The organism is Cupriavidus sp. FW305-27 (assembly GCF_058787995.1).
Genome location: NZ_JBYTAG010000025.1, coordinates 71,799 through 84,481 on the forward strand (window position 1 = coordinate 71,799; position 12,683 = coordinate 84,481).

General features: G+C 66.7%; 11 protein-coding genes. 1 reads left to right on the forward strand and 10 read right to left on the reverse strand.

Annotated features, from left to right (window positions below):
- Positions 1–68: 68 nt before the first annotated feature.
- The 9 genes from AC3WRI_RS14415 to pilM all read right to left on the reverse strand — a co-directional run bounded on the left by AC3WRI_RS14415 (position 69) and on the right by pilM (position 9,145).
- Complete coding sequence (locus tag AC3WRI_RS14415) at positions 69–794, reverse strand: transposase (protein WP_439668331.1); 726 nt, start codon at positions 792–794, stop codon at positions 69–71.
- Between the two features lie 67 nt (positions 795–861).
- Positions 862–1,998 (reverse strand): deoxyguanosinetriphosphate triphosphohydrolase, encoded by a 1,137-nt coding sequence (locus AC3WRI_RS14420; protein WP_492293457.1) that lies wholly within the window; start codon positions 1,996–1,998, stop codon positions 862–864.
- Between the two features lie 48 nt (positions 1,999–2,046).
- Positions 2,047–3,153 carry a 3-dehydroquinate synthase gene (gene aroB, locus AC3WRI_RS14425; protein ID WP_010812350.1) on the reverse strand — a complete coding sequence of 369 codons (1,107 nt, stop codon included), beginning with the start codon at positions 3,151–3,153 and terminating at the stop codon, positions 2,047–2,049.
- Positions 3,150–3,710: a shikimate kinase gene (locus AC3WRI_RS14430; RefSeq protein WP_211982343.1), complete on the reverse strand. Its 561-nt coding sequence runs from the start codon at positions 3,708–3,710 to the stop codon at positions 3,150–3,152. The genes aroB and AC3WRI_RS14430 overlap by 4 nt, the downstream gene beginning before the upstream one ends.
- A gap of 342 nt (positions 3,711–4,052) precedes the next feature.
- Entirely contained in the window at positions 4,053–6,179 is a 2,127-nt protein-coding gene (locus AC3WRI_RS14435; protein ID WP_492293458.1) for a type IV pilus secretin PilQ, read from the reverse strand.
- On the reverse strand, positions 6,176–6,727 hold the full coding sequence (locus AC3WRI_RS14440) for a pilus assembly protein PilP (RefSeq protein WP_011616151.1): 552 nt from the start codon (positions 6,725–6,727) through the stop codon (positions 6,176–6,178). Before AC3WRI_RS14440 ends, AC3WRI_RS14435 begins: the two co-directional genes overlap by 4 nt.
- Positions 6,724–7,395 carry a type IV pilus inner membrane component PilO gene (locus AC3WRI_RS14445; RefSeq protein ID WP_010812354.1) on the reverse strand — a complete coding sequence of 224 codons (672 nt, stop codon included), beginning with the start codon at positions 7,393–7,395 and terminating at the stop codon, positions 6,724–6,726. Before AC3WRI_RS14445 ends, AC3WRI_RS14440 begins: the two co-directional genes overlap by 4 nt.
- 2 nt (positions 7,396–7,397) lie before the next feature.
- On the reverse strand, positions 7,398–8,057 hold the full coding sequence (locus AC3WRI_RS14450) for a PilN domain-containing protein (RefSeq protein WP_010812355.1): 660 nt from the start codon (positions 8,055–8,057) through the stop codon (positions 7,398–7,400).
- Between the two features lie 17 nt (positions 8,058–8,074).
- Positions 8,075–9,145, reverse strand: coding sequence for a type IV pilus assembly protein PilM (gene pilM / locus AC3WRI_RS14455; RefSeq protein ID WP_037023846.1), 1,071 nt, complete (start codon positions 9,143–9,145; stop codon positions 8,075–8,077).
- Between the two features lie 402 nt (positions 9,146–9,547).
- Here pilM and AC3WRI_RS14460 point away from each other — a divergent pair, with 402 nt between their 5' ends.
- Positions 9,548–11,923 carry a penicillin-binding protein 1A gene (locus tag AC3WRI_RS14460; RefSeq protein WP_492293459.1) on the forward strand — a complete coding sequence of 792 codons (2,376 nt, stop codon included), beginning with the start codon at positions 9,548–9,550 and terminating at the stop codon, positions 11,921–11,923.
- Between the two features lie 72 nt (positions 11,924–11,995).
- Here the strand turns inward: AC3WRI_RS14460 and cyaY are convergent, their stop codons facing one another.
- Positions 11,996–12,331, reverse strand: coding sequence for an iron donor protein CyaY (cyaY, locus tag AC3WRI_RS14465; RefSeq protein ID WP_010812358.1), 336 nt, complete (start codon positions 12,329–12,331; stop codon positions 11,996–11,998).
- Positions 12,332–12,683 lie beyond the last annotated feature (352 nt).

Consider the following 12,683-nt stretch of genomic DNA (forward strand, 5'->3'; position numbering starts at 1 on the left):
ATTTTTAAATGGGGTCAGATCATATTAAGTTGCGCACCGTTTCGGTGATCCATTTAAATGGGGACACATTAATTATGCGACGGCTCTGACGCATTCACCGGTGCCGTTTGCACCTTTTTGGGGCGCCCTTTCGGCAGCGGTTGCACGCGCCGGGTTGCGTGCCGCTCCAATTGGGCCAGGAACGCTTCGTCGCCAAGCGGCCAGCCGCTGTGGGCATGGGCGCGCAGGGTTTCCAGGGTCTTGCCCGCCAGGCCCTCGGCGGTCAGCATCCGGTAGTTCGACTGGCGCTCGAACGGCGTATTGCCCAGCTCCCAGTACGCGGAGTGGTCGCTCACAAACGGGCTGGCCTCGATACCGGCGTGATGGTGGTAGCTGCTCCAGCGGTCACCCTCGGGGGCGCTGACCTCGCCCGCGCGCAGCGCGTTGCCCTCGACATAGAGCATCGCCGGCAGCATCCACCGGGCCGGATCGAACACCGCGGAACGGAAGCGCCCTTCCCACAGCGTGCCGGTGCGGCTGGCCACCCGGTTGAAGTAGCGCGCATAGCGCCGCCCCACCGCCTGCATGGTCAGGCTCAGCGAGTCTGACTCCTTGGGTGTGGCCACCAGGTGCACGTGGTTAGGCCGCAGCGCGTAGGCGTGGACGGCAAGGTCATGCTCGCGCGCGGCCATGCGCAGGCAGTCGAGGTAGTGCAGGTAGTCGTCCGGCCCCAGGAATACGGGCTGGCGGTTGTTGCCGCGCTGCAACACCAGGGCGGGCAGACCGGCGGGGGAAAAGCGGGGAAGGCGTGCCATGACAGGTCATGCGAGCATTGATGCCCGCATCATAGCCTGATCCGTCCCCACTTATGCGGCAGGCTGGTCAGTTGCCTTCGCTGACCGCGAAGATGCGGCGGTGCTCGCGGATCGCGTAGCGGTCGGTCATGCCCGCGATGTAGTGGGCAATCAGACGCGACTGGTCGCCGCCATGGCTGGCCTGGTACTGCGGCGGCAGCAGGCGCGGATCGGACATAAAGGCCTGGAACAGGTCGCCGACAATGCGCTGCGCCTTGGCCGACATGCGCATCACCAGGTAGTGCCGGTACAGGTGCCGGAACAGGAAGCGCTTGAGTTCGGCCGCTTCTTCATGCATCTGCGGGCTGAAGCCGACCAGCGGGCCGGCGGCGCGCACCGCGTCGATATTGCGCGGATTGGCCGCGGCGATATTGCTGCTGGTGGTCTCGATCAGGTCGACGATCAGCGTATTGATCATGCGCCGGACCGTCTCGTTGATCGCGCGCCGGCCGTTGGCGCCAGGGAAGACCTCGGCCACCTCGGCGCGGTGGCGGGCCCACATCGGCACCTCGTCGAGCTGCTCCAGCGTCAGCAGCCCCGAGCGCAGGCCGTCGTCGATATCGTGATTGTTGTAGGCGATCTCGTCGGCCAGGTTGGCCAGCTGCGCCTCCAGCGACGGCTGCGTGCCCTCCAGGAAGCGCCGGCCCAGCTCGCCCAGCGCCGAGGCATTGACCCGCGAGCAATGCTTGAGGATGCCCTCGCGCGTCTCGAAGGTCAGGTTCAGCCCGTTGAAGCCGCCGTAGCGCTCTTCCAGCTCGTCCACCACCAGCAGGCTCTGCAGGTTGTGCTCGAAGCCGCCGTGGTTCTTCATGCAGGTATTGAGCGCATCCTGCCCGGCGTGGCCAAAGGGGGTGTGCCCCAGGTCGTGCGCCAGCGAGATCGCCTCGACCAGGTCTTCATTGAGGCGCAGGTTGCGCGCGATCGAGCGGGCGATCTGCGCCACCTCCAGGCTGTGGGTCAGCCGGGTGCGGAACAGGTCCCCTTCATGGTTGACGAAGACCTGGGTCTTGTACTCGAGCCGCCGGAACGCCGTGCTGTGGATGACCCGGTCGCGGTCGCGCTGGAATTCGCTGCGCGACAGCGATGCGGGTTCTGCATGCACCCGCCCGCGCGTCTGCGCAGAGCGGGCGGCGTAAGGGGCGAGATGGCTTTCAAAGTCGGTCATGCGGCGCGTCCGGTGGCTGGGGCGGGGTGGCGAGGCATAACCGATCGGTCAGGCGACCGGGGCCTCGGTGGGTGGTTTGAGCACGGCGTGCGCGAGCGTGGCGCGCAGGTCAGCGTCCGGCACAGTGGTGATGAACGCTTCGCCGAGCTGCTTCAGCAGGATGAACTTGATGCTGCCCGCCTCGGCCTTCTTGTCGACCTTCATCAGTTCGATATAGCGGTCGGCACCGAGTTCCGGCGCCACCACGGGCAGGTTGGCGGCCTGCGTCAGCTCGCGGATGCGGGCGCGGGTCTCGGTGTCGATAAAGCCCAGCCGGTGCGACAGGTCCGCGGCCATCACCATGCCGCAGCCGACGGCCTCGCCGTGCAGCCAGGCGCCGTAGCCCATGCCGGCCTCGATCGCATGGCCGAAGGTGTGGCCGAAATTGAGGATGGCGCGCAGGCCGCCCTCGCGCTCGTCCTGGGCCACCACGCCGGCCTTGATCTCGCAGGAGCGCTGCACGGCGAGCGCCATCAGGTCGGGGTCGCAGGCATTCAGCGGCTTGATGTTGCGCTCGATCCAGCCGAAGTACTCGGCATCGGCGATGGCGCCGTGCTTGATGACCTCGGCCATGCCGGCGGCCAGCTCGCGCGCGGGCAGCGTGCGCAGCGTGTCGATGTCGGCGATCACCGCGTTGGGCTGGTGGAACGCGCCGATCATGTTCTTGCCGAGCGGGTGGTTGATGCCGGTCTTGCCGCCCACCGACGAATCCACCTGCGCCAGCAGCGTGGTCGGCATCTGGATAAAGGGCACGCCGCGCATGTAGCACGCCGCGGCAAACCCGGTCATGTCGCCCACCACGCCGCCGCCCAGCGCGACCAGCGTGGTCTTGCGGTCGGCGCCGGCCTGCAGCAGCGCGTCGAAGATCCGATTCAGCGTTTCCCAGTGCTTGAAGGCTTCGCCGTCGGGCAGCGTGACGGTGCGCACGGTCTTGCCGAGCGCGGCCAGGGCCGCCTCCACCCGCGCCGCGTAGAGCGGGCCGACGGTTTCATTGGTGACGATGACGGCGTGCTGGCCGCGTACATGCGGGCGCAGCAGTTCGGCGTTGTCCAGCAGGCCGGTGCCGATATGGATGGGGTAGCTGCGCTCGCCCAGGTCGACTTCAAGCGTAATCATGGATTGGGGTCCTGCGCCGGCGGCTCCGACGCTTCCGGCGGCGCGGAGGCCGGCTGCGGGGGATCGATCGGGAAACCGGCCATTTCAAGTTGCATCAACACCATATTAGCAAGCTGCGCCACCGAGGGCTTGCCGGTTTCGATGATGAAGTCGGCAACCTCGCGGTAGAGCGGGTCGCGCTCGGCATAGAGCGCCTCGAGCTTGCCCTTCGGGTCCTCGGTCTGCAGCAGCGGCCGGTTGCGGTCGTGGCGGGTGCGCAGCCACAGGTCGTGCGGGCTGGCGCGCAGGTACACGACCGTGCCGCGGGCCTTCAGCACCTCGCGGTTCTCGGCGCGCAGCACGGCGCCGCCGCCGGTGGCCAGCACAATGCCCTGGCGCGCGGCCAGCTCGCGGATCATCGCGGCCTCGCGGTCGCGGAAGCCGGCTTCGCCCTCGACCTCGAAGATCACCGGGATGCGCACGCCGCAGTGGGCCTCCAGCTCATGGTCGGAATCGAAAAACGGATAGTGCAGGCGCCGCGCCACCGTGCGGCCCACGGTGGTCTTGCCGGCGCCCATCAGGCCGACGAAAAAGAGGTTGGGTCGATCGGATTCCGGTCGCTCGGAGTCAGATCGATCGGCATCGCGCCGATCCTGGGCCTGGCGCTGTGCCGCCGGGCCTGTCGCTGAGGCTGTCACTGGACTGTCGTTCGGGAGCGCGGCATGCGGGCCGTCCTCCCCGGTTGGGAACTGCATCATCTTCTTATGTTGTGGCGCGGCCGGCAAGTGGCGAATGCGGCATGGCCCACATGGCTGGCCCGTCCCGGGCCGTCTCCGCCCCCGCGGCGCGCAAAAAAAGGCCGCATCCCTCGATGCGGCCTGCCAGTCTACTGTATCCGGCGTCCTCCGGACGCCATGTCCCTACCGGAGCGACACGCTCTCGTTCAGGATGCGCGGGGTCAGGAACACCAGCAGCTCGGTGCGGTTGCGCACCTTGGCGTTGTTCTTGAACAGGTAGCCCAGCACCGGGATATCGCCCAGCAGCGGCACCTTGTCGGTTTCGTTGGACTCGGTCTGGGTGTAGATGCCGCCGATCACCACCGTGCCGCCGTTCTCCACCAGCACCTGGGTCTGCACGTGCTTGGTGTCGATGGCAAAGCCGGAAGTGGTCTGGATGCCGACGCTGTCCTTGTTCACGTCCACATCGAGCAGCACATTGCCTTCGGGCGTGATCTGCGGCGTCACTTCCAGCTTCAGGTTGGCCTTGCGGAACTGCACCGAGGTCGCACCGCTGGAGGTCGCCGCCTGGTATGGCAGCTCGGTACCCTGCTCGATCAGCGCCTTGATGTTGTTGGCCGTGACCACGCGCGGGCTGGAGATGATCTTGCCCTTGCCATCCGCTTCCAGCGCCGACAACTCCAGTGCCAGGAATTTGGTGGCGGCGCTGTTGAACAGGCTGACCGCGATATTGGCCGGGTTGGTGCCGTTGATGGCGCCGGCAGGCAGGCTCAGGAACGGGCCGTTGTCGGAAGTCGCCCCGGGCAGCACGTTGTTGTACGTGTTGCCGACGCGGGCGTTGTTGTACTGCCCGGCAAAGCCCAGCTTCACACCCAGGTTGCGGCTGAACGAGTCGGTGGCCTCGACGATGCGCGCCTCGATGATCACCTGGCGCACCGGGATGTCGATCTTGCCGATGAAGTTCTGCACCTCTTCCAGCTTGCTGGCGATATCCGAGACGAAGAGCTGGTTGGTGCGCGCATCGGCCGTCAGCGAACCGCGCCTGGACAGCATGCGCGCGCTGGCGCCCGCCGACCCGGCGGTACTGACGGCGGCCACGGCACCGCCGCCCGCCCCCATGCCGAGCAGCATCTTGCGCACGTCTTCGGCACGCTGGTAGTTGAGCTGGAACACCTGGCTGCGGATCGGCTCCAGGTCATTGATCTGCTGCTGCGACTCCAGTTCCAGCTTCTCCTTGGTCTGCAGCTCCGCCTTTGGCGCCACCCACAGCACATTGCCGTTGCGGCGCGAGGCCAGGCCCTTGGCATCCATCACGATCTGCAGCGCCTGGTCCCACGGCACATCCTTCAGGCGCAGCGTCAGGTTGCCCTGCACGCTTTCGCTGGTGATGATGTTCAGGTTGGTGAAATCGGCAAACACCTGCAGCAGCGAACGGATGTCGATGTTCTGGAAGTTCAGCGACAGGCGCTCGCCGCGGTAGCCCGGGCCACTGATCAGCTTGGTCGGGTCTTCCTTGACCGGGCGCACCTCGACCACGAACTGGGTATCGGTCTGGTACGAGCTGTATTCCCAGTTGCCGCGCGGCTCGATCGTCAGGCGCGCGTTGCCGTTGGTGTCCGAGGCGTGCATGCCCTGCACCGGCGTGCCGAAATCGCTGACGTCGAAACGCCGCCGCAGGTTGTCAGGCAGCGTGGTGCCGAGGAAATCGACCACGATATTCTTGCCCTGCTGCGCGATGTTGATGCCCGAATCGCGCGAGGACAGGTCCACCACCACGCGCCCGGCGCCATCGGCACCGCGGCGGAAGTCGACATTGCGCACCGACGGCCGCGCCGCCGCGGCCGCAGGCGTCGCAGCCGGCGCAAACGTGGGCGCAGCGTTCTTGAGCGCCGGCGCCACGTTATCCAGCGCTACCACGAAGTAGTTGCCACGCTGGTCGGTGCGATAGGTGGCGTTGCGCGTGAGGTCGAGGATCACGCGGGTACGGTCGCCGATCTGCACCACGTTGGCTGACTTGACCAGCTTGCCGCCGTAGTCGTACTGCGCGCGCCGGTTGGCAAAGCCGGTATCGAAGAAATCGATCGCGAGCCGTGCCGGGTTCTGCGTGGTGAAGTCCGCCGGCTTCTGCGCCAGCGGCCGTTCGAGCTCGATCGTGAACACGGTCTGCTCCCCGACCATGCTGACGTCAACCGACTTGATGCGGTTGCTTTGTGCCAGCGCGGCCGGTGCGGCAATCACCAGCAACAGCGCCATCGCCATCGCCATCCTTGCGGCGCCCGCGAGCGCACGGTACCAGCGCGCGAGGGTCATGCCGCCACCTCCAGCTTCAGGCTGGTCATTTTCTCTTTCCACTCTGATACCCCCTCCCGGACCAATTCGCGCAGCACGATCTCCTGATCGGTGATGCGGACCACCCGGCCATAGCTCTGGCCGAGATACTGACCCACCTTGATATGGTGGATCTTGTTATCAACCCGCACGATGCCGAAGGTCTCCCCGTGCTTCTTCATCATCCCGAGCATCTTGAAGTTCTCGAGCGGGTAGTCCTCCAGCGGCTCGCGGCGCCGCCCGGCTTCGGGCGAATCCGCGAGCGTCTTGTTCAGCTCGCCGATCTTGGCCTGCGCGAACGGCTCGGGCGCCTTGGCTGCGGCGTACTCGCGCGGCACATAGGGCCGGGCGTCGGGCAGCGGCTCGGGCGGCTTGGCGCGCGCGCTGCGGGTGGCATCCATCCACTGGCGCAAGGCGTCTTCATCGCTGGCGCCGCAGGCGCCCAGCAGGCCGACAGCCAGCGCCGCCGCCGCGAATGTGCGTGGCGCCGTGGTCCAGGCGAGGCTGCGGGTACGGGCGGTGCGGCTCACTTGGCACCTCCTGCCTTGGCTGCCGCAGCGGCTGCCGCGGCCTTGCGCTGCGCGGCCTGCTCGTCCGGATCGAGCGCGCGGTAGGCCATCGCCACCGCCTCCATCGACATCCCGCCTTCCTTGGTATTGGCCAGCTGCAGGTTCTGCATCGACACGATCCGCGAGAGGGCCGCCACGTCGGCATTGAACTGCGCCACCTCGTGGTAGCGCCCGGTCACGCGCAGGTTCACCGGGATCTCGGCGAAGTAGGGCTTGATCACCGCCCCCTGCGGCTTGAACAGCTCGAACTGCAGCCCCCGTGCGACACCGGCGTGATTGACGTCGGCCAGCAGTGCATCCATCTCGGCCTTGTTGGGCAGCTGCCGCTCCAGCAGCGCCACGCGCTGCTCCACCTGCTTCTTCTGCTCGCGCAGTGCGTCCAGGTTGGCCACCTGCGCCACCTTGGACTGGTACGCCTGCTTCAGGCTTTCCTGCTCCTGGCGCTGGCGGTCGAGTTCGTCGAACCTGGCGCTCCAGTAGAACTGCCAGCCCAGCACCAGCACCACGGCCGCGGCCAGCACCGCGAACAGCACACGCGGCGCGGCCGGCCACGTCTCCGGTTCGCTCAGGTTGAGCCCGCGGAACTGGCCGGTCAGGTCGGCCAGGTTGATTTCAGTATTGAGCGCCATGGTCAGGCCTTTCCGGCTGCGGGTGCGGGAACTGGGGCGGCTGCGGGTGCGGAGGCGCCCGGCACGGTCTTCTTGCCGTCGGCCGCCGCTTCCGGCGCGCGGTACGCGAAGCGCATCGAGAAGTCGAACAAGCGGCGCTGCTCGCGCAGGTTGTTGGTCATGGTGACGGCCTTGGATTCGACCAGTTCGGCCTTGTCCAGCCAGGCCACCCCGCTCAGGTTGCGCAGCAGCTCGGAAATGCGCTCGTTGGACTGCGCCACGCCCGCGATGGTGAAGGCCTCGCCGGTCTGCTTCAGGCTGGTCAGGTAGACGCCCTCCGGCACCTGCCGCACCAGTTCCTCAAGCAGCTGCACCGGGCGGTTGCGCTCGGTCTGCAGGCTTTCAACCGCCTTCTGGCGCTGCAGCAGCGCGTCGATGTCCTTCTTCAGGCTGTTGACCTCGCGGATCTGCCCGTCCAGCCTGGCGTTCTCAGTGCTCAATACCTGGTTGAGCGCGACCACCGAAGCGATGCGCCCGTCGATATAGAAGCCGCCCAGCAGCACCACGGCAGCGCCAGCCACCGCGGCACCGGCCAGCATCGTATAGACCTTCTTGCGGCGTGCTGCCTTGCGGGCTTCGTGGTAAGGCAGCAGGTTGACCGAAGGCAGTGTGTTCGTAGACATCTGATGCCTCCGGTGCGTTATTGCAGGCCGCGCAAGGCCAGGCCGGCACTGACGATGTACGCCGGCAAGTCGCGCTGCAGGTAGCGCTCGTTGACCTTGGCGTTGGTCGCCATGTTGGCGAACGGGTTCGCCAGCGTGGTGGTGATCTTGGTCTGGTGCTGGATTGCCGATTGCACGCCGAGCAGCGACGCATGTCCGCCCGAGAGCAGGATCTCGTCGACCCGGCCCAGGCTGGAACTGGCGATGAAGTTGCCGACCGCGGACTGCACTTCCATCGCCAGTGCATCCAGCGACGGCTTGAGCAACTGCGCGCGCCAGGCTTCAGGCAGCGTGTTCTTGCGCTTCTTGATCTCGGCCTTGAGCGCGTCGAGGGTGAACATGCGCGCCGCACTCTGCGTGAGCTGGTCGCCGTAGCTGTTCAGCGGCTGCTCGTAGAGTTCCTTCCAGCCCTGGTAGAAGATCGCCTTGGAACGGCTGCCGCCCAGATGGATCACCGCCACCACCGGCAGCGCGCGCGCATCGGCCTCGGGCATCTCGTGCGGCACGCCCAGCATCTGCACGATCGAGCGCTGCACCGCGTATTCCTCGACATCCATGACCTGGGGCTTGAGCCCCGCCATCTCGGCCGCGGTCACGCGCTCCTGCACGCGGTCGCTGTTGGCCGCCGTGACGCGCACCCCGATACCGCCCTCGGTCTCGCTGGGGCCGATCACGGCGAAGTCGAAGTTGACCGCCTGCGACGGCGGATAGAGCCGGTGCGCCTCGGATTCGACCTGGGAATACAGCTCGTCGTCGGACAGGTTGTCCGGCAGGCTGACCGTCTGTGACTCCGTCAGCATGGACGGCACGCCCAGCACCACGTCCTTCGAACGGATGCCGGCCTTGCCCAGCGCGCGTCTGAGCGCGATCCCGACGGCCTCGATATTGATGACGTTGCCATCGGCAACGGCGTTGCGGTCCAGCAGTTCGCTGGCGCATTTTTCCAGCCGATAGTCTTGCCTGCTGCCCCCTACGGACAGCTCGACTACCTTGACACTGGACGACCCGATATCCACACCGACCGTAGTCCGGCGTAGAAGCCCCGACAAAATGCCCCGACGCAAGGTGACCCCCTGACTTTTGAACTCGCCCCTGGCTTGAACGCTCTAATCGGGCGAGCCTTGTTTCTTGAATGAAACGTTTGCTCTTTTATGTTGGTCGATTCTCACAAAATCCAGCATCGGTGGCAATGTGCCGAACTGGCGCCGAGTTCTTTTTGAGAAGCCCCTCTCCAATCCGTTGCCAAAACCCCACGGTCGTCGGGTTCCCTTCCGTGGGCGCTTGTGCGCCTGCCCGCACCCCTTTAGCTGCACGCAACAGCGCCGTGCGTGCACGCATTCGCCACATTACATCTTGTAACAGCGCGATAGCGGCGCCCGCACCACTGTACGCCCGGGCGGGCCGATGCCGGAAGATATAATCCCGGGCACCCCTGACTAGGTATTTCCCTTATGGCCACCGCACAACACAAGCCGTCCCACCCTGCCCGCCGTCCGATCTGGACGCGGCTCATGTTCTGGGCGGTCGGACTGGTTGTCGCCGGTGCCGTCGTGATTGCGCTGCTGCTCGGCTACGCGCTGCTGGTGGCCGCGCCCAACCTGCCTTCGCTGGACACCATCACCGACTACCGGCCCAAGATCCCGCTTCGCATCTATACCGCGGACAATGTGCTGATCGGCGAATTCGGCGAAGAGCGACGCAACTTCATGCCCATCGCCGAGATTCCGGACGTGATGAAAAAGGCGGTCCTGGCGATCGAGGACGACCGCTTCTACGAGCACGGCGGCGTCGACTTCGTCGGCGTGCTGCGCGCCGGGCTGGCCAACCTGCGCGGCGGGCTGTCGCAGGGCGCCTCCACCATCACCATGCAGGTGGCGCGCAACTTCTTCCTGTCCAGCGAAAAGACCTACACGCGCAAGATCTACGAGATGCTGCTGGCGTACAAGATCGAGGCCAACCTGAACAAGGACCAGATCCTCGAGCTGTACATGAACCAGATCTATCTGGGGCAGCGCGCCTACGGCTTCGACAGCGCCGCGCGCGTGTATTTCGGCAAGTCGGTGCGCGACGTGACGCCGGCCGAGGCCGCCATGCTGGCCGGCCTGCCCAAGGCGCCGTCGGCGTACAACCCGGTGGTCAACCCGCGCCGCGCCAAGGTGCGCCAGGAGTACATCCTGCAGCGCATGCGCGACCTGGGCTATATCACGCCCGACCAGTACGAGCAGGCCGTGCATGCCGAGCTGAAGGTGCGCACCGAGGGCAACGAGTTCTCGACCCACGCCGAGTACGTCGCCGAGATCGTGCGCCAGCTGATGTACGCGCAGTACCGCGAAGAAACCTACACGCGCGGCCTGACGGTCTACACCACGCTGACCAAGCCGGACCAGGACGCCGCCTATGAGTCGGTGCGCTCCGGCATCATGAACTACGAGCGCAAGCACGGCTACCGCGGCCCCGAGGCCTTTATCGACCTGCCTTCCGACCCGGCCGAGCGCGAGCAGGCCATCGACGATGCGCTGGTCGAGCACCCGGGCAGCGGCGACCTGCGCTCGGCCGTGGTCACCAGCGTGTCGGCCAGGCAGGTGAAGGCGACGCTGCTGTCGGGCGAAGTGGCAACCATCGAGGGCTCGGCGCTGCGCTTTATCGCGCCGTCGCTGTCGTCCAACGCGCAACCCAAGATGAAGATGCGCCCCGGCGCGGTCATCCGCGTGACCCAGGACGAGAAAGGCAACTGGTCGGTGACCCAGCTGCCGGAAGTGGCCGCGGCGTTCGTGTCGATCAACCCGCAGGACGGCGAGATCCGTTCGATGGTGGGCGGCTTCGACTTCAACCGCAACAAGTTCAACCACGTGACCCAGGCCTGGCGCCAGCCGGGTTCCAGCTTCAAGCCGTTCATCTACTCGGCCGCGCTGGAAAAGGGCTTCTCGCCGGCCACGGTGATCAACGACGCACCGCTGACGATCGGCCCCGATACCGGCGGCCAGGTGTGGGAACCGAAGAACTATGACGGCCGCTTCGAGGGCCCGATGACCATGCGCCGCGCGCTGGCCAAGTCCAAGAACCTGGTCTCGGTGCGGATCCTGCGCGCGATCGGCACGCAGTACGCGCAGGACTACATCACGCGCTTCGGCTTCGAGGCCGACAAGCACCCGGCCTACCTGCCGATGGCGCTGGGCTCGGGTGCCGTGACGCCGCTGCAGATGGCGGGCGCGTACTCGGTGTTCGCCAACGGCGGCTACCGCATCAACCCGTACCTGATCCAGAAGGTGGTGGACGCGCGCGGCAACGTGATCTCCGAAACCCAGCCGCAACGCGCCGGCACCGACGCCGTGCGCGTGCTTGATGCACGCACCGCCTTTCTCGCCGACACCATGCTCCGCGACGTGGTGCGCATAGGCACCGCCAACAGCGCCAAGCAGCGCCTGGGCCGCAACGACCTGGCGGGCAAGACCGGCACCACCAACGACGCGGTCGATGCCTGGTTCGCCGGCTACACGCCCAACCTGGTGGCGATCGCCTGGATGGGATACGACCAGCCCAAGAGCCTGGGCGTGCGCGAAACCGGTGGCGGCCTGGCGCTGCCGATCTGGGTCGGCTACATGAGCAAGGCGCTCAAGGGCGTGCCGGAGTCGCCCGAGCGCCCGGCGCCGGAAGGCGTGCTGATGGTGGGCGGCGACTGGACCTTCGAAGAGAACGCCGGCGGCGCCGGGGTGGCTTCGGTGGGCCTGGGCGATCCGTGGCCGGGCAAGCCGGAGGAGTCGACCAACTCGCCGGCCGACACCGAGACCGAGAAGAAGAAGATCCTGGAGATGTTCGGCGGCGCCTGATCACGGCCGCCAGACAGCAGAAAGCCGGCCCACGAGGCCGGCTTTTCTTTTGCCCGCCAGGCAGGCTTTGCGTCAGCCCAGCGTGAGGGCCGCGCCGGCCTGCTCACTGACGTAGCCCGACAGCGCCGCGTACAGCTCGCCGCCGTTGCGGGTGTCGATCCAGCGCTCGCCGTCGCGGCGGAAGTGGAAGCCGCCGGCGCGCGCGGCCACCCACAGTTCCTGCATCGGCGCCTGGCTGTTGATGATGATCTTGGTGCCGTTCTCGAACTCCAGCTCCATCACGTTGCCGGTGCGGCTGATCTCAATATCGGCGTCGGCCGCGTCGGCGGCCGCCTCGACCGTGGCTTCGATGCGATCCAGCTCCTGCGTGGCCAGGGCCAGGAACTCGCTTTCGCTCAAGGGGGGCATGCTAAACTCCGAGACCGCCGTTGCCGCCGCTGCCCGGACCGGGCGTACGTGGCGCGAACGGCTTTTTTGTTAAGAATCCTTCGGATGCCCGGCCGTTGCGCGTCGGACCATCCAACGCCTTGCCAACAGCCTAAAGGACGACCCGATGCTGCGTCGTGTTGCGATTGTATCGGCGTTTGCCGCCGCCCTTGCGATGCCCCTACTGGGCGGATGCGGCATCCGCGGGCCGCTGACCATGCCCAAAGTGCCGCCCGAGCCGACCCCGCCGACCGTGACGGATCCGGGCCTGGGCCGCGCCGATGCCATGCCGGGCCCGCCCGCCACCCCTGCCCCCGCCGCGCAGCCGGCCTCG